This window comes from Chryseobacterium glaciei (assembly GCF_001648155.1).
Taxonomy (GTDB): domain Bacteria; phylum Bacteroidota; class Bacteroidia; order Flavobacteriales; family Weeksellaceae; genus Chryseobacterium; species Chryseobacterium glaciei.
Window position 1 is genome coordinate 1,909,663 of the sequence record NZ_CP015199.1, and the last position, 23,437, is coordinate 1,933,099.

At 35.7% G+C, this 23,437-nt stretch carries 19 protein-coding genes; 17 read left to right on the forward strand and 2 right to left on the reverse strand.

The window, feature by feature from the left end; translation table 11 throughout:
- Positions 1-6: 6 nt before the first annotated feature.
- Positions 7-1,242 carry an OmpP1/FadL family transporter gene (locus A0O34_RS08495; protein WP_066753723.1) on the reverse strand — a complete coding sequence of 412 codons (1,236 nt, stop codon included), beginning with the start codon at positions 1,240-1,242 and terminating at the stop codon, positions 7-9.
- Between the two features lie 276 nt (positions 1,243-1,518).
- On the opposite strand from A0O34_RS08495, the gene A0O34_RS08500 reads away from it, so the two are divergent.
- The 6 genes from A0O34_RS08500 (at position 1,519) to A0O34_RS08525 (ending at position 9,795) form a co-directional block, all read left to right on the forward strand.
- Positions 1,519-2,964: a PSP1 domain-containing protein gene (locus A0O34_RS08500; protein ID WP_066753725.1), complete on the forward strand. Its 1,446-nt coding sequence runs from the start codon at positions 1,519-1,521 to the stop codon at positions 2,962-2,964.
- A complete protein-coding gene (locus A0O34_RS08505) occupies positions 2,957-3,421 on the forward strand; it encodes a gliding motility lipoprotein GldH (protein WP_066753727.1) in 465 nt (154 codons plus the stop codon). The genes A0O34_RS08500 and A0O34_RS08505 overlap by 8 nt, the downstream gene beginning before the upstream one ends.
- 6 nt (positions 3,422-3,427) lie before the next feature.
- A complete protein-coding gene (locus A0O34_RS08510) occupies positions 3,428-5,809 on the forward strand; it encodes a transglycosylase domain-containing protein (RefSeq protein ID WP_066753729.1) in 2,382 nt (793 codons plus the stop codon).
- 75 nt (positions 5,810-5,884) lie between these two features.
- Positions 5,885-7,426 (forward strand): protein adenylyltransferase SelO, encoded by a 1,542-nt coding sequence (locus tag A0O34_RS08515; protein WP_066753731.1) that lies wholly within the window; start codon positions 5,885-5,887, stop codon positions 7,424-7,426.
- A 91-nt stretch (positions 7,427-7,517) separates the two neighbouring features.
- Entirely contained in the window at positions 7,518-8,441 is a 924-nt protein-coding gene (locus A0O34_RS08520; protein WP_066753732.1) for a T9SS-dependent choice-of-anchor J family protein, read from the forward strand.
- Positions 8,442-8,520: 79 nt separating this feature from the next.
- Positions 8,521-9,795, forward strand: a complete 1,275-nt coding sequence (locus tag A0O34_RS08525; protein WP_066753733.1) for a DUF6080 domain-containing protein — start codon at positions 8,521-8,523, stop codon at positions 9,793-9,795.
- Between the two features lie 49 nt (positions 9,796-9,844).
- Here A0O34_RS08525 and A0O34_RS08530 read toward each other — a convergent pair whose 3' ends face one another.
- On the reverse strand, positions 9,845-10,384 hold the full coding sequence (locus tag A0O34_RS08530) for a sporulation protein (protein ID WP_066753735.1): 540 nt from the start codon (positions 10,382-10,384) through the stop codon (positions 9,845-9,847).
- Between the two features lie 182 nt (positions 10,385-10,566).
- Between A0O34_RS08530 and A0O34_RS08535 the strand changes: the two genes are divergently transcribed.
- The 11 genes from A0O34_RS08535 (at position 10,567) to ribH (ending at position 23,334) form a co-directional block, all read left to right on the forward strand.
- Positions 10,567-11,931: a c-type cytochrome gene (locus tag A0O34_RS08535; protein WP_066753737.1), complete on the forward strand. Its 1,365-nt coding sequence runs from the start codon at positions 10,567-10,569 to the stop codon at positions 11,929-11,931.
- Between the two features lie 22 nt (positions 11,932-11,953).
- Positions 11,954-15,001, forward strand: a complete 3,048-nt coding sequence (locus tag A0O34_RS08540) for a TAT-variant-translocated molybdopterin oxidoreductase (protein ID WP_066753739.1) — start codon at positions 11,954-11,956, stop codon at positions 14,999-15,001.
- Between the two features lie 25 nt (positions 15,002-15,026).
- Positions 15,027-16,424, forward strand: coding sequence for an NrfD/PsrC family molybdoenzyme membrane anchor subunit (gene nrfD / locus A0O34_RS08545; protein ID WP_066753741.1), 1,398 nt, complete (start codon positions 15,027-15,029; stop codon positions 16,422-16,424).
- Positions 16,411-16,932, forward strand: coding sequence for a DUF3341 domain-containing protein (locus tag A0O34_RS08550; protein ID WP_066753743.1), 522 nt, complete (start codon positions 16,411-16,413; stop codon positions 16,930-16,932). The genes nrfD and A0O34_RS08550 overlap by 14 nt, the downstream gene beginning before the upstream one ends.
- A 1-nt stretch (position 16,933) precedes the next feature.
- Complete coding sequence (locus A0O34_RS08555; protein WP_066753745.1) at positions 16,934-17,635, forward strand: c-type cytochrome; 702 nt, start codon at positions 16,934-16,936, stop codon at positions 17,633-17,635.
- An 8-nt stretch (positions 17,636-17,643) separates the two neighbouring features.
- Entirely contained in the window at positions 17,644-18,975 is a 1,332-nt protein-coding gene (locus A0O34_RS08560; RefSeq protein WP_066753747.1) for a quinol:cytochrome C oxidoreductase, read from the forward strand.
- 145 nt (positions 18,976-19,120) lie between these two features.
- Positions 19,121-20,137, forward strand: coding sequence for a hypothetical protein (locus tag A0O34_RS08565; protein ID WP_066753749.1), 1,017 nt, complete (start codon positions 19,121-19,123; stop codon positions 20,135-20,137).
- A 51-nt stretch (positions 20,138-20,188) separates the two neighbouring features.
- Positions 20,189-21,385 carry an NTF2-like N-terminal transpeptidase gene (locus A0O34_RS08570; RefSeq protein ID WP_066759586.1) on the forward strand — a complete coding sequence of 399 codons (1,197 nt, stop codon included), beginning with the start codon at positions 20,189-20,191 and terminating at the stop codon, positions 21,383-21,385.
- Positions 21,386-21,922: an adenine phosphoribosyltransferase gene (locus A0O34_RS08575; RefSeq protein WP_066753751.1), complete on the forward strand. Its 537-nt coding sequence runs from the start codon at positions 21,386-21,388 to the stop codon at positions 21,920-21,922.
- Between the two features lie 182 nt (positions 21,923-22,104).
- A complete protein-coding gene (locus tag A0O34_RS08580) occupies positions 22,105-22,812 on the forward strand; it encodes a YfgM family protein (protein ID WP_066753752.1) in 708 nt (235 codons plus the stop codon).
- Between the two features lie 3 nt (positions 22,813-22,815).
- Positions 22,816-23,334, forward strand: coding sequence for a 6,7-dimethyl-8-ribityllumazine synthase (gene ribH, locus A0O34_RS08585; protein WP_066753753.1), 519 nt, complete (start codon positions 22,816-22,818; stop codon positions 23,332-23,334).
- Positions 23,335-23,437: the final 103 nt, after the last annotated feature.

Here is a 23,437-nt window from a genome sequence, read left to right on the forward strand (position 1 = left end):
TTTCAATTAAAAAGGATTATAAGATAAACCTAAACCTACATAAAATGCCGTAGCTGTGGATTGTCCGTAGAAACCAAGATTAGCATTTTTCACGTCTCTTGCCTGAGGCATTGCATATCCTCCAGAAACATCAACTCCGAATTGTTTTAGTTTAAATCCAACCCCACCCGTTACAACATATGTATTGTATGAAGGTGTTTCAGGGATAAAGTTTTCGTCAGTATATGGAGATTCATCATAATAAGCACCAAGACGACCAAAGATCTTATCTGTAAATGCATATTGAGTTCCTAACCTAAATGTTTTAGTGTTGTGAAAGTTTTTAGGAGAAACAGAAACTGTAGGATCTGATGGCTGATTTCCAACCGGAGCATTGCCAAAATCCAACGTCAATTTGCTGTATCTTTCCCATCCATGATAGTTGAAATCTGCTGAAACCAACCATTTTGGAGTAATCTTATACGTCAAACCAATAGTATATTCTTCCACCAAAGGCAATGTTGCAGAGAAGCTATCCTTGCCTGACGCATCCAGACCTAATAATGGATAAATAGAAGCTGTCGGGAAGCTGAAAGTAGCTGTTCCCTTCTTAGCCTTCATATCAACCGGCGAACGGTAAGCGATACTTACATCAAGCTTTGGATCTGGTCTGAAATAGAAACCAAAACCATATCCATGTCCGCTTGCCTTACTGTCAAGATTAAGCTCACCTCCAAATTGTGTAATAGCTTTATCCCATTTCACATCTCCTTTTGCATAGATATAACTTGCACCAAAAGCAAACCAATCATTAAATTTATATGAAACCATTGGCTGAAAATAGAAAGCCTTCAGCTCAAGTCTCTGAACCATTTCTTTTCCTTCCCAATTACTTGGGTACTCAATCGTACTCCCGAAAGGGGTAGAGAAACTGAAACCAACTGATAATTTCTCGATCGGCCTATAAGCAATTGCTGCATAAAGAGGAGTTCCCATAGGATTATCTGTTTCTGTACTTTGCAGAGTATTCGTATTCTGGAAGGTAACTTTATTACCTGCAGCAAAAGCTCCCACTGAGATACTCAGTCTTGAAGGAATGAACGACATACCCGCCGGGTTAAAGAATGCCACACTTGCATCCTCAGCATGCGCACTAGTATGTGCCATTGCCAATTGCTTTACCCCTTGCAGAGACACTCTGAAGCCTCCGGCGTAAGATAGAACACCCGCCAATAAAGCAGTTGATACTAATATTTTTTTCATAGACTATTATTATATAACCCAAATATAAAATTATTTTGGCTACAACTGTTAATAAATCTTAAAATTTTAAACATTATGCCAAAAGAAAATTATGTTTAAAATAACACTTTAACGAAAACAGGCCTTAAACGCATAACTATTAGGCATTTAATAATGTTTTACTGACTAATCAAGTTTTTCGTTTAATATTAAACAATGATGTTGACGAATATTTGAATTTTTTAGAATTACATAAAGATAAAAATATATAAATTTGCAAGAACAAATAAAAGTTATATGAGTTGTGGATGTAAAACATCCGGCGATTCTGCACATTCTTGCGGACCCAAGAAAACCGCGAATGGCTGTGAAAGTGTAAATACCTGTGGTAATAGTTATAAATTAAGTGTTTTCGACTGGCTGTCTAACATCAATAATCCTGCATCTAATAGGTGTGATTATGTAGAAGTTAGATTTAAAAATGACAGAAAATTATTTTATAAAAATGTAAATAATGTTCCTTTACATATAGGTAGCGTAGTAACAGTAGAATCAAGTCCCGGACATGATGTAGGTGTGGTAAGTCTCACCGGAGAATTAGTGAAAATTCAGATGAAGAAGAAAAGAGCTTCTGAAGAATCAGCACTTAAAATATATAGATTAGCGAACCAAAAAGACATTGAAGTCTGGCAGGAAGTTAGAAAAAAAGAAGACAGCGTAAAAATAGAAGCCCGAAAAATTGCTCACAAAATTGGCCTTGAAATGAAGGTTACAGATGTTGAGTATCAAGGTGATGCTTCTAAAGTTACATTTTATTACACTGCTGATAACCGAATAGATTTCAGACAGTTAATTAAAGAGTACGCCTCAACTTTCAGGACTAAAATCGATATGAAACAGATCGGTTTCAGACAGGAAGCTGCAAAAGTTGGAGGAATCGGATCGTGTGGAAGAGAATTATGTTGTTCAACTTGGTTAACGGATTTCAGATCGGTAAACACCAACGTTGCAAGATATCAGCAATTGAGTATTAACCCTCAAAAATTGGCTGGACAGTGCGGTAAACTGAAATGTTGTCTTAATTATGAATTAGACAGCTACCTTGACGCTTTAAGCAATTTCCCTTCTTCTTCTACCGTATTAGATACAGAAAAAGGAAGAGCTTTTTGTATCAAGATTGACGTTTTCAAAAAGAAAATGTGGTTTGCGTATGTTGACAGTTCAATGGCTTGGTATGATTTTGATATTGATTTAGTTAAGGAATTAATAGCAAAAAATAAAAAAGGCGAAAGAACTTTACCTCTTGAAGACCTTAAGCAACCAGATGCTCCTTTGCATACGATTGACCTTATTCAAGAGAACAGTGTTGATAGATTTGAGAAGAAAAACAAAAGTTTTAATAAAAACAAACCTCAGAATCAAAACAGACCGAACAACAATCAAATCGGGCCAAATCAAGGACCTAGAAAACCAAGACCAGAAAGATCAGACAGGCCTCAAAATACTGATAAATCTGATCGTCCGGAAAGATCTGAAAGACCAGCAAGGACAGAAAACCCGAACCCGAATACCAACGCTAATCCTAACAAGCCGAGACCTCAAAAGCCTCAGCAGCAACAGCCAAAAGCTCAGTTAGAAAAAGCAGACGCAACGGCAGCTGATCCTGAGAAAAGTGCTCAACCAAACCCAAATAAGAAAAAATTCAAGAAGAAATTTCCTCCAAAAAAAGATAACAATGCGTAAAATTTTAGGGTTATTAACTCTTATCCTTTTCTTTAGCTGTAACTCTTCTTCGGAAGGGGACGTTACTATGAATTCTGTTAATAATAAATGGAATAAGAAAAGCGAACAAAAATTTAATCTTGAAATTACGGATCCGCAAAATCCTAAAAATATTATATTTGTTGTAAGAAATAACAATGATTATCCTTACAGTAATATAAGATTTATTGTAAATTTCACCAATCTTCAAAACAAGAAAAAGGAAACCGACACATTGAATTATGTATTGGCAAAACCAAACGGAGAATGGCTTGGTACAGGTTTTGGTGAGACAAAGGAGACACTTTTTCAATATAAATTGAATTACAAATTTCCTGCGAAAGGCAAGTATGAAATCGGCGTGGTGCAAGCCATGAGAAACGATGCTCTTCCCGGAATTGAAGATATTGGAGTAAAAATAGAAACGGCTAAACCGTAATCATAAATGGAAGTAAACAAACAAAACGCAGGAAGTAAAGGAAAAACATTCCCCCTTCCTCCCAAAAAAAATGGCAAAAAAACCGGTTGGAAAAAATGGGTTAGCTTTATTTGGATTGGACTCATTGCAGTCGTTTTAGGAATTTCAGGACTTTTCTTTGCCGTTTCTCAAGGTTTTCTTGGGGAAATGCCCGATGTAAAAGAGCTTGAAAACCCAGATATTTACGTTGCATCTGAAATTTATTCATCTGATGGTTTATTATTAGGCAAGTTTGAAAAAGAAAAAACCCAGCCTATTACCTATAAAGATCTTCCCCCTTATCTTGTGTATGCTTTACAGGCTAAAGAAGATGAGCGTTTCAAAGAACATTCCGGAATTGATCTACAGTCAGTTGCCAGAGCTGTTGTTTACGGTGGTGGACGAGGTGGTGGTTCTACCATTACTCAACAGCTTGCAAAATTACTTTTTACAGGTGGAGCTTCTCAAAATAAGACCGCAAGAGCATTCCAGAAATTAAAAGAATGGGTTGTTGCGGTAAGTCTCGAGAAAAGATATACCAAAGAAGAAATTGTCACTTTATATTTCAACAAATTCGACTTTTTATACAATGCAAACGGTGTTGAAATGGCTTCAAGAATCTATTTCAATAAAAAAACGTCTCAACTTACCCTTCCAGAAGCTGCAATGTTTGTAGCAATGCTGGAAAATCCGGTAAAGAATAACCCAATGAGAAACATCGAAAGGGCTAAAGCGAGAAGAGATGTTGTTTTAGAACAAATGCAGAAAACAGGTTATATCGATCAGACTACTTTTGATAAGGCTGTTAGCACTCCAATTACGTTAGATTATCATCCAATCAAGAACATTAGTGATGATTATTCTGCTTACTATAAGTTTTATTTAAAGAAAGAGATTGATAATTACCTTAAAGATTACGAAAAGCAGACAGGTAAGAAATTAAACCTTTATAAAGATGGTTTAAAAATATATGTTACTCTTGATTCTAAAATGCAAAAGTATGCTGAAGATGCAATCAGGGAACATTTAACAGATATTCAAAAAAGGTTTGATGCCGAGCAAAGAGGCAGAAAAAACAGACCTTTCTATTACTTAACAAATACACAGATCAATAGTGTAATGCTTCAGGCGATGAAAAGAACCGGACGTTACAAGCAATTGAAGGCAGCTGGAGTTTCTGAAGATTCAATCATGATGGAATTCCACAAACCGACCAAAACTTCACGTTTCACTTGGAGCGGAGAAGAAGAAGTTGAAATGTCTCCTTGGGATTCTATCAGATATCACAAACAAATTGCTCAGGCAGGTTTAATGTCAATGGTTCCTGGAACAGGTGAAATTAAAGCTTGGGTTGGAGGTATCGATTGGCAACATTTCCAATATGACCACATCAAACAAGGAAAAAGACAGGTTGGTTCAACATTCAAGCCTTTCGTATATGCAACAGCAATTATGAAATTGGGAATGACACCTTGCTCAACAGTATCCAACGGAACTTATGATCATAATGGATGGCATGTACCTGGAAGAGGAGGAATGCTAACACTTAAAGACGCATTAGCACACTCTCAAAACCCTGTAGCAGCGAGACTTATTGAAATGACAGGTGTTGATGCGGTAATTCAAACAGCAAGAGATCTGGGTGTAACGGAAGAAATTCCAAGAAACAATACAATCGCTTTAGGTTCATCAGATATTACAATCTATGAAATGCTTGGGGCTTATAGTACTTTTGCTAACTACGGAAATCACAACAAACCGGAAATGATCTGGAGAATTGAAGATGCCAACGGTAGAGTGATAAAAGAAGTAAATGTAGAACCAAAAGAAGTAATGAACCCGCTATACGCTTACACCATGATTGAATTAATGAAAGGTGTTGCACAATACGGAACCGCTTCCGGTGAATTGGGAAGAAGAGGAATCTCAAAAGCGGTGGAAATTGCTGCTAAAACAGGTACAACGCAGAATAACTCCGATGGTTGGTTTATGGGAATTACTCCAAAACTGGCAACAGGAGCTTGGGTTGGATGGGAAGACAGAGCAACCCACTTTTTAGGAACAGGAGAAGGCCAGGGAGCAAAAATGGCTTTACCAATCTGGGCGATCTTTATGAAGAAAGTTTGGGCTGATAAAACATTAGGAATTTCACCTGATGACAAATTCATAAAACCTTCCGATTGGAAAGACGGATGTTCCGGCTTAAAAGGTATTAGCGGAGGTTATGGTGATGATGGAGGTCTTCAAACGATTGACGAGATCAAAAATCCGAAACCCGTAGACCATACCCCTAAAAACAATTCACAAAAGAAAGATGAAAATGTTAATGAAAACCTACACTCCGGAGAAGAGGTAGATTTCAATAAATAAATTCTCTTTTAGAAATACACAAGACCTTTCAATTATTTGGAAGGTCTTTTCTTTTATTATTAATAACTTTGATTCATGAATATCGAAAACATCAAACAACCTTTTATAAAAATTTTTCCTGGAGATTTTTCCGGCAATACCATTCAAAGAAATACTCCAAAAGTTTTATTTTCAACAGTAGATCCTGTCGGTTTTGAAAAGCCTGAATTGATTGTTTTTAATGAAAAACTTTCGGAAGAAATAGGATTAGGAAAATTTGAAGAAAAGGATCTGGATTTTCTTGTTGGAAATAATATTCCTGAAAATATTCAAACTTATGCAACGGCTTACGCAGGACATCAATTTGGAAACTGGGCAGGCCAATTAGGTGATGGAAGAGCAATTTTAGCAGGTGAAATCACAAATGATTCCAGTAAAAAAACAGAAATCCAATGGAAAGGAGCCGGCGCAACACCCTACTCCAGACATGCAGATGGAAGAGCTGTGTTGAGATCTTCCGTTCGCGAATACTTGATGAGTGAAGCGATGTTTCATTTGGGAGTTCCTACAACAAGAGCACTAAGCCTTTCTTTCACCGGAGAAGATGTAGTAAGGGATATGATGTACAGTGGAAATCCTCAGAAAGAAAAAGGCGCAGTTGTCGTAAGAACAGCAGAAAGCTTCCTTCGCTTTGGACATTTTGAATTGATGTCTGCTCAACAAGAATATGACACCTTATACAAGCTTGTTAATTTCACCATTGATAATTACTATCCCGAAATAACTTCCGAAGGAATTCAAAAATATAAAGACTTTTTTGAAAGCGTTTGTAAAAAAACAGCCGATCTTATGGTCGAATGGTTCAGGGTTGGCTTTGTTCACGGTGTAATGAATACAGATAATATGTCAATTTTAGGATTGACAATTGATTATGGACCTTATTCTATGATGGATGAATATGATTTAAATTTCACTCCCAACACAACAGACTTGCCTGGAAGAAGATATGCTTTCGGAAAGCAAGGCCAGATATCGCAATGGAATCTTTGGCAACTAGCCAATGCACTACATCCAATCATAAAAGATGAACAGTTTTTAGAAAAAACATTAAATGAGTTTGGAGATTATTTCTGGAAATCTCATGACAATATTCTTTGTAAGAAATTTGGCTTTGATCAATTACTTGATGGTGATGAAGAGTTTTTCACAAACTGGCAAGGATTGATGCAGGAATTAAAGTTAGACTATACTCTATTTTTCAATCAATTAGAAAAAATTGATGATGAAAATGATTTGAAATTTTTATTTGAAAGAGTTTCGTACATTTTTTTAGACACTGAAAAACTTTTAAAAATTGAGAATTTCATAAATACATATAAAGCTAGAATTGGTAGAAATTTAATTTCAAATGAAGAATCTATCAACCTAATGAAGAAAACAAATCCAAAATTCATTTTAAGAAATTTTCTACTATATCAATGTATAGAAGAAATTAATATAGGAAAAACTAATATTCTTGATAAATTAATAACAGCATTAGAAAACCCTTATAAAGAAATTAATTCTGAATTCTCCATAAAGAGGCCTTCAGAATATGATGATATATCGGGATGTTCGATGCTTTCGTGTAGCTCTTAAGTTTATTAATAATCCATTAATATAGTATTTAGTGTGAGTTTTTTTCATCATTAAGCTTTTTTTGTTATATTTACATAAAATAAAAAATATCATGAAAAAACTTCTACTATCTCTAAGCTTACTTCTTACTGGGGCAGCTACGCAAGCTCAAACAGTATTATTAAATGAGGACTTTGAATCTTATACAAATTTTGCAATTACAGGGTTTGGGAGCTGGCTTACTCTAGATTTAGACGCCTTAACTACTTATACCGGAGGAGGTGACCCAACTTGGGATAATGCTGGTGAAGCAATGGCTTATCAAATTTTCAATCCTTCAGTGGCTGGCGTAACAAATCAAGCAACTCCAACTACTGCTGATCCTGAAACTAGAAATTTTGATCCTCACAGTGGGTTAAAATATGCTGCTTCTTGGGCTGCTGTTCCAGTTGGCACTGTCACAGCAAACAACGATTGGCTTATATCTCCAGCAGTCACATTAGGCGCAAGCAATAATTTATTATCTCTATGGACGAAAGCAATGTCTTCAACATATACTCCGGAAAGATATAGAATAGGAGTTTATGTAGGTAGTGGAACACCAACTGCCGTCGCAAATTTCACAATTATCTCGGGAGCAAGTCCATTAACTGCAACGCCCCTAACTTGGCAACGCATAAGCTATGCACTTGATGCATACGCTGGGCAAACTATAAGAATTGGTATTCAATGTATATCTGCGGATAAATATATGTTCATGGTTGATGATGTAAGAATCACTACTGGATCTCTTGGAACAAGTGAAGCAACAAAAGCTAAAACAACAAATATTTACCCTAACCCAACAAAAGGAGAAATCAACATCAAAACTGATAAAAAGATTAAATCTTCAACAGTATTGGATTTCTCAGGAAAATCAGTATTGAAATCTACATCTGATAGAGTTGATATTTCTTCTCTTCCAAAAGGAGCATACTTATTACAAGTTGAATTCTCTGACGGAACAACATCTTCAGAAAAAGTAATTAAAGAATAATTATTCACCATATAATCTTTTTAAAGCTCACCAATTTGGTGAGCTTTTTATTTTTACATTTGCAAAAAATTGATAACAAGTGGCTTTCAAATCTAAATTAATTAACCTTTTAAAATTAATATTCCCATCAAGCTTTATTGAATTGGGCATTTTTGCATTTTTCATTATTTGCTATGGAATTTTGGGTTCATATATTGCTCTCAATTACAGAATAATTTTTGACGACAGAATTCCTTGGGATGCCTATTTTAGCTTTGACAACCGCTCAATTATAATGACAGGCGGAAGCTTCGAAAGACATCCTCTAGCCTACTATTTTTTCAATTGGATAAGAGAATTAGCTTTACTCATTTCAGGTGGAAAAACAAACGATACATTTAGACTCACTCTAGCTTGGTTTAGTAATTTAGTCATCAGTTCAAGTATCGTTCAGGTTTTTAAGTATCTCAAAAATATCATCAGCCTTCCATTATTCTTTAGCCTATTAATAACTTTCTTTTTTGGACTATTTTCAACAAACATTATCCTTTCTTTTACTCCCGAAAACTTTACGTATACTTTATTCTTACTGACTCTATTTAATTATTATGCAGCTATAAAAATTAAAAAAGAAGAAAAAATCCCCGCGATACCTCTAATTTTAGCCGGAATTTCTATTGGAGGACTCACTGTCACAAACATTGTAAAAGTTTTTATCCCAGTAGTATTTGAAAAAGGGCTTTTTAAAAATTGGAAGAAATTCGGAAATGCTGTTTTCAGAATAACATTAACCTGCATCTGTTTCATATTATTATACTTAAATAGAATTGATTTTAAGTACAAAACCATCTTTTCAAAGACAAATAGTCAATATGAAAAATTCTCCAATGTAAAATCAACTCCTATTTGGGACATGATTTCATCTTATTTTTTTGGGGGAAACATCTTATTTCCAAGTTTTATCATTCGTGATAAACACAACATGAAAGGCTTCGATTTCAAAGGCTTATTTATGGATGTTTATACTTCTGGGATTCCGTACATATTTATTTCAATACTTTTGACATTGATTTTGTGGAGTTATTTCAGGAATTTCAAAAACAAATTTGTTCAGATATTAATGATCTCTTTTTTCATTGATATCATCATCCATTGCATCATGAGATTCGGGCTTCACACATCTTATATCTACGGTGGACACTTCGTTTTTGTCTATCCATTACTGTTGGGGTGGCTGTTTTATTCATACAAATCATCACCTAAAATACTCTCTTTTTTAACTATCATTTTAGGTCTTTTATTTACTTATTTAGCCTCCAGTAATTACTTAAGAATGACAGAATTTTTCTGGTTTTTAAATCAATATTATCAATAAAAAAAGCCGAGAAAATTCTCAGCTTTAGTATCTATATTTCTAAAAAGTTCTATTTCGCTTCTGCACAGAAAATTCTGTATTGTACAGGAATTGCTGATTTAAAATACTCTCTAACCTTAGACAAATCCGAAGCAGCACTCTGTTTTGTAAAATAACTTCCCGCCAAAATTTTATAATTTGGTCTTAGCGAAGCATCCGTCTCAACTTTCAAATTCGGGAATCTTCTTCTGAAATAAGACTTCACTTCATTAGCCTCTTCATTACTCTTCACAGTCGTAATTTGAAGTTTATATCCTAAAATTCGAGGGTTTTTTCTACAAATCTCTGCATTTGTAAGCTCTCTGTTGGGAACATAAATCTTTGTTGGCTTCGTATAAGAAGTGTCATCATCATTATCTCTTGATGAATTATTGGTTACTACTCGGGAACATTTATCCTCTAAATTCCCCAAAGCATCGCTCACTTTCGGATCCATAGACATGATTAACTCTGTTCCGGACAAAGTATCTTTCTTCACAACCTGCTGTGCTCCAATATTATAAAACCCTAATAATGATAATACTGAAAATATTTTGATTAAATTTTTCATTTAAACTTGTTTCGGCAAATTTATACAAATTAAAAAATTATGCCAAACGAAGTTATTTAGAATTAATACAAATTAACCACAAATGATATTTTCCCCTCTCGTTATGGCGTTAAATTCCTGTTAAAAATATTATTTTTGCGGGATTGATTGGTTCAATATTTTACTAACATAAGATAATTTAAATGATTAGTTGGAGAAAGCATTATAAACAAACGTTGATCGCAATAGGCTTATTGCTATCAACCAGTGCTTCAATTTACGGGCAAGACGGCGATCCTAAAAACGGAGAGAAACTTTTCAAAGCGAATTGTACTGCATGTCACGCGCTGGACAAACAAGTAATAGGACCTCCTTTGAAAGGGGTTGTAGAACGAGTGAAGACAGAAGGCGGTGTAGACAAGGATTGGCTTCACAAGTGGATCAAAGACAACAAAGCTCTTAGAGCTTCTGGGGACAAATACGCCAATGAGATTTTTGAAAAATTTAATAAAACTGAAATGTTACAGTTTCCGAATCTTACAGATAAGGATATTGATGACATCTTAGCTTTTACAACTAATCCTCCGGCTGTAGAAGAGGTCAAAAAAGACACTGGAACAGCAACGGCAGCAGATGGAGCTCAAGCAGCTCCGGCAAGCAATACTACTACAAGTGTAGTTATTATTTCACTTTTAGCAATTGCTGCTCTATTAGTTTGGATCTTAATTAAACTAAGACAATTAGTAAAATTAGGGCAATCTGAAGACTTAGCTGGACTTAACGAAACTAGAGTTAAATCTTTCAGCGAAATCTATGAAAAATACCATTATGTAGGTAAAGGATTATTAACGATCCTAGCTATTTTGGCAACTTATGGAATTTGGAACTGGATCATGTGGATCGGGGTTTACAAAGGATATAAGCCAGAACAGCCTATCTACTTCTCTCACAAAATCCACGCTGGGGAACAGAAAATTGACTGTCAGTTATGTCACTCTAGTGCTAAATACGGTAAAGTATCTGAGATTCCTTCTATGAACGTTTGTATGAACTGTCACAGAACAATTTCTGAATACGGAGCTAATGATTACATGGAGCCAGGAAAAGACAAAGCATTCTATGACGGAGAAATCCAGAAAATATATGCTGCGACAGGTTGGGATCCTGCTAAACAACAGTATACAGGTAAAACTCAGCCAGTAGAATGGACGAGAATTCACAACATGCCGGATTTCGTATACTTTAATCACTCTCAGCACGTAGTAGCGGGTGAACAAGCAATTATTAATTCTTTCAATAAAAAGAATCCAACAAACAAAATTGATGTTGTTTGTAAAGCTTGTCACGGAAAAATTGATACAATGAATGTTGTTCAAATGGCTAATGACTTCACAATGGGATGGTGCATTGAATGTCACAGAACTACTGAAGTTGATATGAACAACGGTTATAATAAAGAATACTTCAAGAATCTACATGACAAGCTTAAGAAGCAATACCCTAAAGATGGTGGTAAAATTACTGTAGACGCAATTGGAGGTCTTGAGTGTGGTAAATGTCATTATTAATAACTAAAAATTAGAAGTATAAATGGCTTCAAATAAAATACAATTTAGAAGTATTCATGAACTTAAAGACCCAGCTTTAAATAATAAGCTGGCTCAGAAAGAGTTTCAGGAAGAAATTCCGGTAGAAGATTTCCTTGGAGATGCTGAACAAAACGGATCAAGTACTTCAAGAAGAGATTTCTTAAAGTTACTAGGATTCTCTACAGCGGCGGTAACGCTTGCTGCTTGTGAAGCTCCGGTAATTAAAACGATTCCTTACGTAGTAAAACCTCATGATATTATTCCGGGGGTTCCAAATTACTACGCTTCAACATATTTTGATGGGTTCGATTTCGCTAGTGTTTTAGTAAAAACTCGTGAAGGTAGGCCAATCAAGATTGATCCAAACCCGGCTGCTGGTGATTTAGGTAAAACTAACGCTAGAGCTCAGGCGGCTGTACTTTCTCTTTATGATAATGATAAAGTAAAGCAACCTAAGCTAGACGGTAAAGACGAAACTTTCGATAAAGTAGATGATTTCGTTCTTAAAGGATTAGAAGAAGCTAAAGCAGCAGGAAAGAAAATCGTTCTTTTATCTCAGTCTTTTGCTTCACCTACTTTCAAAAAGTTATTCGCTGATTTTAAAGCAAAATATCCTACAGCTGAACTTGTAACTTTTGATGCTTTCCCTTACTCTGCAGGATTAGATGCTGCTCAAGAAGTATTCGGACAAAGAGCATTACCAGTTTACGATCTTAAAGGTTCTGAATTGGTAGTTTCTTTCCAGGCAGATTTCTTAGGAGATTACAACGCTGGAAGTTTAGAAACTTCTTTTGCTGAGGCAAGAAAACCGGGAGCAAGCATGTTGAGACACATCCAAGTGGAATCAAACATGTCTTTAACTGGTGCTAATGCTGACTCAAGATATAGATTAAAGCCAAGTGCTGTAAACAAAACTTTAGTTGAAGTTTACAATGCAATCGTAGGAGGAGGCGCTGCTTCTGACAAGATTGCTTCTGAGATCGTAAAAGAATTACAAGCTAAAGGCAGCAAAGCAGTTGTATTGGCTGACGGTTCTAAAGGAGCTCAGGTTCTTGCACACTTGATCAACCAAAAATTAGGTTCAGTAGCTTTCACTGGTAAAGCGAACTTCTTAAGAGAATTTGACCAAGCAAGATATAACGAATTCTTAGCATGGGTAAATGCAGGACAAGTTGGAGTATTAATTACAAACAACGTAGATCCTATCTACTCTCATCCAAAAGGAGAAGATTTCAAAAAATCTTTATCTAAAGTTGCTTGCGTAGTTGCTGTTGCAGATAAGAAAAATGAAATGTACAAAGCAGCGAAAGCTGTAATTCCTGTAGCTAACTGGCTAGAATCTTGGGGTGATATGGAACCTCAGACTGGAGTTTATACATTAATGCAGCCTACAATCCAAAAAATCTACAAATCAAGACAGATTGAAGAATCTCTATTGGTTTGGAAAAATGGAAAAAACAATGCTGCTAATAACTATTACGATTATTTAAAAGCAAGTTCTGCTTCAATCTTAGGAGCAACTTCTTTCAATAAAGCTTTATACAACGGTATCGTTCCTTCTAATAATGCAACAATGTTGTCTTATGCAGGTGGAAATGGTGCTCAAGCTATTGCAGAATTAGGAAACTTCAAAGCTTCCGATCTAGAATTAGTATTATATACTACTACTGCAATGGGAGATGGTACTCAGGCAAACAACCCTTGGTTGCAGGAATTACCAGATCCAATCACTAGAATGTCTTGGGATAACTACTTGACAATTTCTCCTAAAGATGCAGAAAGATTAGGTATTGAAAACGATCTTAATGCTAGAATGCAGTTAGATGGTTCTATCGTAAACCTTACTGTAAACGGAGTAACAATAAAAGATGTTCCTGTATTCATTCAGCCGGGACAAGCAGACGGATCAGTTGGTCTTGCGCTTGGATATGGTAAGAAAAACTCAGGAGCTACTGCTGATACAGGTGTAAATGCTTATCCTTTATTTGATGGTTCTAACTTAGCTATTTCAAACGCTAAGATTGAAAAAACAGGTGAAGATCATGAGTTTGCTGGTATCCAGCTTCAGAATACTCTAATGGGACGTTACGAGATTGCTAAAGAAGTTCCTTTAGCTGAATATATTAACGTAGCATTCGATGACGAACACAAAGGATGGAACAAGCCTTTGGAGTACCACACAATTAGCGGTGCACTTCCAGCAGGTAAAATTGACCTTTGGGATGCATTCGATGATACAGATGGTCCTCACTTCAACTTATCTGTTGACTTGAACTCTTGTACTGGTTGTGGAGCATGTATTATTGCTTGTCAGGCAGAAAACAACGTTCCTGTTGTAGGTAAAGAAGAGATCAGAATGTCTAGAGATATGTATTGGTTAAGAATTGACCGTTACTACTCTGCTAAAGAAAAGATCGAAACTAAAGAAGGTATTGAAAGAGGACTTAACGTTCCTAACTTATACGACATCTTAATCGAGCCAAACGAAAGTCCAGATGTGATTTTCCAACCGGTAATGTGTCAGCATTGTAACCACGCTCCATGTGAAACTGTATGTCCGGTAGCGGCTACTTCTCACAGTAAGCAAGGTCAAAACCACATGGCTTACAACAGATGTATTGGTACTAGATATTGTGCAAACAACTGTCCGTATAAAGTAAGACGTTTCAACTGGTTTACATATAACTTGAATGATAAATTCGACTTTAATCAAAATAACGATTTAGGAAGAATGGTTCTTAACCCGGATGTTGTTGTAAGAACAAGAGGGGTTATGGAGAAATGTTCAATGTGTATCCAAAAGACTCAGGCAACTATTCTTACAGCTAAGAAAGAAGGAAGAAAAGTTACAGACCATGAATTCCAAGACTCTGTTGCGTGTGCATCAGCTTGTTCTACAGGATCTATGAAGTTTGGAGACATGAATGACAAAGAATCTGAAATTAGAAAACTATATTCTAGTAACAGAAGATATTATTTACTAGAAGAGATCGGAACCAAGCCAAACGTGTTCTATCACACTAAAGTAAGAAACAGAGTAGAAAAATAAAGTTTAAATAATAAATAGGTAAAAAATGTCAGGACATTACGAAGCTCCGATAAGGGAACCTCTAATTATTGGTCACAAAACTTATCACGATATTACGGAAGATATCGCACGACCTATCGAAGAAAGAGCAGGAAAATTATGGTGGGTATCACTATATGCAGCCTTAGTTCTTTTCATCTATGGATTCGGCTGTATCGCTTATACTATCGGAACAGGTATTGGAGCATGGGGGCTTAACAGAACTATTAACTGGGGTTGGGATATTACCAACTTCGTATGGTGGGTAGGTATCGGTCACGCCGGAACACTTATCTCCGCAGTATTATTATTATTTAGACAGCGTTGGAGAATGTCTGTAAACCGTTCAGCTGAGGCGATGACTATCTTCGCGGTTGTTCAGGCGGCAATCTTCCCTGTTATCCACATGGGTAGAGTTTGGGTAGGATATTGGGTTTTCCCTTTACCTAACCAGTTTGGTTCTCTTTGGGGGAACTTTAACTCTCCTCTACTTTGGGACGTATTTGCGATCTCTACGTATTTCTCAGTATCAACCGTATTCTGGTTCATGGGATTAATCCCTGACTTTGCGATGATCAGAGATAGAGCAAAAACTCCTTGGACAAAGAAAATATATACATTCCTAGCATTCGGTTGGGGTGGTAAAGCAAAACACTGGCAGAGATTCGAAGAACTATCTTTGGTTCTTGCAGGTTTAGCAACTCCACTTGTATTCTCAGTACACACTACCGTATCTTTTGACTTCGCAACTTCGGTTATTAAAGGATGGCACTCTACGATCTATCCTCCTTACTTCGTTGCTGGAGCAATCTTCTCAGGATTTGCAATGGTACAAACACTATTGTTGATCGCTAGAAAAGTTTGTCACTTAGAAGACTATATTACAATGTATCATATCGAAATTATGAACATCGTAATTATCTTAACAGGTGGTATGGTAACTGTAGCTTATGCAACTGAATATTTCATCGGATGGTACTCAGGATCAAGATTTGAAGACTTTACTTATCTTTCTCCAGGTGCAGCAACTGGTCCTTATTGGTGGGCTTTCTGGGCATTGATTACTTGTAACTTAATTATTCCTGCATTATTCTGGTTTAAGAGAGTAAGAACAAATATTATTGCAACATTTGTTATTGCATTAATCATTAACATCGGTATGTGGTTCGAGCGTTTTGATATTATCGTTATCAACCTTTCTAGAGACTACTTACCTGGATCTTGGACAATGTTTAAGCCAACGATCATTGATGTAGGTGTATACTTAGGAACAATCGGATTCTTCTCTGTATTATTCTTACTATATGCAAGAACATTCCCTGTAATTGCACAGGCCGAATTGAAATCAATTCTGAAAATCTCAGGTGAAACTTATAAAGCAAAAGAAGGAGATGAGCACCACTAAAATTGTATACGGACTTTATGCTGATGACGACGATCTAATGAACGGCGTTAAGGCATTCAACGATAAAGGGATTGCGATAAACGAAGTTTATACTCCATTCCCGGTTCACGGACTAGATAAAGCTTTAGGTTTAAAGAAAACTAGAATCTCTGATGCTGCTTTCTTCTATGCTCTTTACGGTCTTACCATTGGTGCTACTGTAACTTGGTATGTGATGAATCATGACTGGCCTCAAAATATTGGTGGTAAACCTGCTTTTGACTGGGCACACAATATGCCTGCATTCGTAGTTCCAATGTTTGAATTGATGGTTTTCTGTGCCGCTCACATGATGTCATTAACTTTCTTGGTAAGAAACAAAATGTATCCTGGAGCTCCTGCACAAAACCCGGATCCTAGAACTACAGATGATAAATTCCTTATGGAGTTTGTAACTGAAGATGTAGAATCTGTAAAGCAGTTGCTTATTGAAACCGGAGTTGAAGAAATAACTGTTAAAGACGCTTAAAATGAAAAAGAATGTATTAAAAATTACAGCAATTTTAGGTTTAACTACAGTTTTACTTAATTCTTGCGGACCGAAAGAAAACACTCCGTTGGTATATTTCCCGGATATGTACTTTCCTGTAGCTTATGATCCATTGATGAAAGCTCAGGATGCGTATTCAGATCATGAAAATGAAATTCCTGCATTTGTTAAAAATAGTTTTGCAACAGGTCTTGGTCCTGTAGAAGGATCGGTTGCTCAAAATAGTGACGGTGTTTTTGAAGAAGGTTTACTTCCAAAAAATGTAGACGAATATAACGCAGGTTATGATGCATCTAAAAAACTAAATGCTTCTCCTTTAAATCCGGCAAACGCTGCTAAGGATATTGAAAGAGGAAAAATGTTATTCGACCATACTTGTGCTGCATGTCACGGAACAGGAGGTGATGGACAAGGACCAATTGTACAAAGCGGTGCTTTCTCTGGTGTACCAAACTATGCTGATAGAGAAATTACTGTAGGATCTGTTCATTATGTATTAACAAACGGTAGAAATGCGATGGGTTCTTATGCTGGACAGCTTAACGCTGGAGACAGATGGAGAGTGGCAATGTATGTGATGAGCGCCTTCAAAAAAGGAGCAACAGCACCTGCAGCAGCTACAACGGCTACAGCTACACCAGCTGCAGCTGCAACAGAGACTACTACCGAAACTAAAAAATAAGAAAAGAAATGTATAGTTTTTCACCAAAATTAAAATCAACTTCTCTAATACTTCTTGTTGTAGGTTTAGTTCTGTTTGGTATTGGTTTTTTCTTGAATAAAGGAATTAGCACAGAAAGAATAGAACAAATGATGGAAGCTGTTCATGCTTCCGGTCATACTGCTCCTACACATTCAAGTGAAATGATTGGTCCTCAGGATCACGCTTCTCACTTGGAGCATGCAGAACTACAGATTCACAATCAGCCTTTAGCGGCAATACACTTTGTGGCTGTATTTTTCTTTGGAGTAAGCTGCGCGGTATTATTTTTCTATTGTATTCAGCACGCTGCTCACGCAGGATGGCCAATTATTATTACAAGAGTAATGGAAGCTATTGCTTCTTACATCCCTTACGGTGGTGCAATCTTGGTAATTTTAATGCTATTGAATATCTTCCAACAAGGTCACTTATTCCATTGGATGGATCCGGATTTAACAGATCCAAATTCTGCACATTTTGATGTGATCTTATTTGAAAAGAAAAGATTCTTAAATATTCCTTTCTATGCAATCAGAACATTGATCTACGTTATCGGAGCATCATTCTTCGCATGGAAATTGAAAGCACAGTCTAAAAAAGTAGATGATACAAAATCTTTAGTTGAGTATCAGTTCCTTTACAGATGGGCTGTTGGATATATCGCATTCTTCGGGTTTGCTTCTGCAGCTTGGGCTTGGGACTGGTTGATGTCTATTGACCCTCACTGGTATTCTACAATGTATATCTGGTATTCAATGGTTAGCTGCTTATCAAGTGGTATTGCTGTTATCATTTTATTAAGTGTTTATCTTAAGAAAAATGGTTTCTTACCACAGTTCAATGACAATCACTTGCATGATTTAGGAGTATTCCTTTTCGCTACAAGTATGCTTTGGACGTACACATGGTTCGCACAGTTTATGCTTTATTGGTATGCAAACGTACCGGAAGAGGTTAACTACTTCTTCGGAAGATTCCAACACTATGGTGTTACTTTCTTACCAATGTTGATCATCAACTTCTTATTACCATTATTGGTATTAGTAAGTAGCAGCATCAAGAGAAACTACAGAGTAGTTACAGTAATGGCGATCGTGGTTATTTTAGGTCACTTATTAGATTACTTCAATATGGTTATGCCGGGAACGGTAGGACCTTTCTGGAACACTCCGGAAGTATTGTTACTAATATTAGGAGCTGTATTATTTGTAGTTGGATTGTTTATGTTTACAGTGCTTTCTGCATTAGCTAAACTTAAATTGATTCCTACAGGTAACCCATTCTTACATGAATCTGAAATTTATGAGTATCCTTTCTAAGGACTTGTAACAAAATAAAACTTTAAAAGACTGATTATTAATTAATCAGTCTTTTTTTATGGAATGAATTCATCATTTCGGGCAACTTTTTTAAAATTGTTTCGTCTTATCATTAGATTGGTTATATAACTATTAAAAATTTATTATGAAAAAAAGTTATCTGTTTTACATTCTATTTGTTTTTGCATTTCAGTTGATCAATGCGCAGTCTGTTACTTTTGTTTCGGAGAAAACAAATAAGCCACTTCCCAAAGTTTCGGTTTTCGGAAAAGACGGAAGTATTCTTGCCTTTTCTGATATTGATGGAAAAATAGATAAAAAGTCTATTGATCCGGCTCAGGAAAAATTTCAGATTATATATGATAACTTTTCGGTTGCCACACTCTCCTATTCAGATTTTGATAAAGAGGTTATAAAAATTAATGACAGAGTAAAAGATATCGAAACGGTAGTTATTAAAAATAATAAACCTGCAAAATATATTTTTGTAAAAGGAAATTTTAATTCTTATGTAACCGTCAACAACAAACTGAATTGCTATACAGACGGAATCGTCACTTATATTTTTGATAATAAAACCAAGAAACTGAAAAGCACAAATGTTGAACAATACAGAGTTTACAGACTCGAAGATGTAAAGTTTGAAAAAAAACAAACTGCAATGTGGGATTATGATGCAACACTGGAGGTTCCGGATTTAAAAGAAGTGGGAAATATTTTAGATTATAAAAGTAAAAGATCTACCATCAAAGAATTGAAAGGTGACCAGAAAGATCAAATCGAAATCACAGGTGAAGCCTTACAGAAAAAAGAATTTGCATTGTTCGGGTACAGATTTTTTGATATTAAAAGTATCTTAAATCTCTCCTATGAAAAAGGAAGCAAAAAAACATTGCGCGATTTATTAGAATTTAATGAGATCAATTTTTTAAAACTGAAACATAAAAGCGAACCCGATTACAATCAATTAATTCTTTACACCAACTTCTATCCTACAGAATTAAACTTCAGCAACGAGAATGATATCGAAAAAGTGAAATTCAAAACAGATAACAGCAATTATCAGTCAAAATTCTGGGAAACACCATATTTTCCGAATATGCAGAGTGTTTTTAGCTCATTTTTTAAAGATGATTTAAAAGAGCAACAAAATAAAAAATAAAAAATGTCTTTTCGTAAAGGTTTTATTAAATTTGTAGCAAACCAAAAAAACATGAAAAAGTTTTCTTTTCTACTAATTTTCAGCTTATTGCTTTTCACGGCATGTAAGAAAGATCATGTAGATGCTACAAGTACACAAACTTTGCAGTCTAGTATCAATGATATGACTTCTAGCCTTCCAACCATTAAACAGATAAAATTTAATGAAGCTCTTTATATTCTTAAAACATTTGGAGTAGAAGCTGATGGCGATGTAAACGAATTGAAAGCTCTTGGAAAGCTTGTTAACGGAAAAAAAGTCCCCGAAATTTTGACGATGGCCGATCAGGTTGCTCAAAAAAACGGTATCGAATGGGCAAGTACTGCTCCACCATCATTAGGTGAAATGAATATCTTCGGTGACGAAAAAGCAAAAGAAAGTGATCCAAACGACGTTAAAGCGAGCTCTTTAAGCATCATCACAAGACCTTCTGCGGATGACGGAAATGGCGCAACTGCGATCCAAATTATTCCAAGATTGGTAGATAATGCGGGAAATCCTGTTGCCTTTACCGGAGCCGGTCTAGAAGCAACTTTAGAGGTTTTCAGTAATGGAGTAAGGCTTTCTACCGCTAAAAACCTGATGCAGGATAATAATTTCAAAGGATTTAACCTTAAATTCTCATCTCTTCTTGCTTCAAAAGTGGTTGACAATAAAATCGACATCACGGTTTCTGTAAAAACAACTGCAAAAACGTTCAAAATGTCTAAAATCGGACTGGATGTTAATGCATCAGCATTGAAAGTTCCTGCACCACCAAAAGTAGATTCTACAGCGGTAAACCAAGATCCTGCAGCTATTGACCCGAATAATCCTACGACGACAGTTCCAACAACAGGAACAACAGATCCTGCGGCAACTACAACGCCTGCTACACCAAAGCAACCGACTGCAGATCCTAAAAATACAGTAACTAAGTTTTTAAATAACGTAAGTTCACAAAACCTAAAAGCGGCTTTTGATGCATCAAACAACCCAAATTGGGGAAGTTATGAGTCTTTCTCGAACCCAACTTCAGGTTTTGGATCTGTGAAAAATGTTAGCGTTAAAAACATCAGCTCAAACGCTACCAATCCAAACAATGCAAGTGTAAATGCAACCTACGATGTTACCGATAAAAATGGAAAAACAACTTCATTAAAGGTAACTTTCGGACTTAAAAGTGTAAACGGAGACTGGAAAATTTCCAGCTATAAAATAAACCCATAAATGGCTTCAAAAGAACTCATCAAAAAACTGGAAGATACGATTGAAAATATTCCTGATTTTCCGATTCCGGGGATTCAGTTTAAAGATATCTCTCCTATTTTCTTAGATCCAAAACTTTACGAAGATGTTATTAAAGATTTGGTAGCTTTCAGTAAAGGAAAAGTAGATGCAGTCTGCGGAATCGAAAGCCGAGGCTATTTATTCGGAATTGCGATTGCGGTAGCACTAGAAGTTCCGTTTATTCTTATCAGAAAAGCAGGAAAGCTTCCTCCACCCATCATTTCAGAAAAATATGATCTCGAATATGGAAGTGCAGTAATCGAAACCCGCGAAGGACAGATCAAAAAAGGACAAAGAATTTTAATTCATGACGATTTATTAGCAACAGGTGGAACTACAGAAGCCGCTGCTAAATTAGTTGAAAAACAAGGCGCAACCGTAACTCAATTCAGTTTCCTGATTGGTCTTACAGGTCTTAATGGTGATGAAAAATTAAAAAAATTTAACTCCGAGATCTATCATATTTTAGAATATTAAAATGTATAAATATAAAGATGCTGAACAATGTTGAGCATCTTTTTTAATCTAAAAACAAGCAATTTTTCAAGAGTTTAAATGATTTATCTAAAGCTTTGATACAGTTTTATTAATAATACTCATAAAGTATTTTGTAAATCATTCAGAAACAATTAAATTTGCAGTTCAATTTTTAAGAATTTATGGCAAAACTTACAAAGAATGCTCAGCACGAGCAAGAAGGTAAAGAAACAGTAGAGTTTTTTAAAGACCTTGACAGAGAGGCTTTAAACACAGAAAGGTTTCTTGAGAAATATTCAAAGCCTCTAGGTATTGTTTTTGGTGCACTTGTTTTAGGTGTTCTAGGGTTTTTCGCTTATCAGCAATTTATTGTAGCTCCTAAAAATGTTGAAGCTATGAAAACTTTCCTTTCTGCTCAGAAAAATCTTATGGAAGGTAAAGATAAAGAAGCTTTAGGAGGAAAATCTGCTGCAAACCCAGGTTTTGTTGGTACTTATAACGATTATTCTTCTACAAATGTTGGTAAACTTGCCGGATATAACGCTGGTTTATTGAAATTCAAAGAAGGAAAATTTCAGGAAGCTTATGATCTTTTAGATCAATTTTCATCTGATAACAAAACATTGATGGCAATGAAATTTGGCGCAATGGCAGATGCTAAATCTGGTCTTAACAAGAATGATGAAGCTTTATCATTATTAGACAAAGCATCTTCTGCATCTTCTGATCCTTACACTACTTACTATTTCACAAGAAAAGCAGGTATTTTAGCTTTAGGATTAAAGAAAAACGCAGATGCTAAAAAATATTTTTCTGCAATTGACGAAAAATATCAGGACTACGACAACGGAATGTCTGATTCTTATATTGAAATGACTAAATATTACTAAAAAATGGCAACAGTTAATCTATCCGATTACAAGCCACTTCATATAACTAATGCCGAAGATTTTTCTATCGGCATTGTTTTTTCTGAGTGGAATGATTTTGTAACATACAATCTTCGTGATGCAGCTTTGGAAATCCTTGAAAAAGAAGGCGTAAAAGCTGAAAACATTAAACTTTTCCCGGTTCCGGGAGCATTTGAGCTTAACTACGCAAGCATGCAGCTTTGCAAGGAAAGAAAATACGACGCAGTAATTGCAATTGGCTGCGTGATCCGTGGAGAAACTCCTCACTTTGATTTCGTTTGCTCGGCAGTAGCTCAGGGGATCAAAGATTGTAATATCTTAACTGATACTCCAACTATCTTCTGTGTATTAACAGACGATACAAAAGAGCAGTCTATCGCAAGAAGCGGTGGTGATCTTGGAAACAAAGGCGTTGAAGCAGCTGTTACAGCATTAAGAATGGTAGATTTTAAAAAGAATTTATCTGAAAAAACCGGAAATATCGGTTTCGGACACTCATAATTTTAACATTCGTTATAAATTCATAAAACAAAAAGGACTATTATTTATAGTCCTTTTTTTATTGATAACTCTCTTGTTTCCCGTATTAAAACAGGTTTTTTCC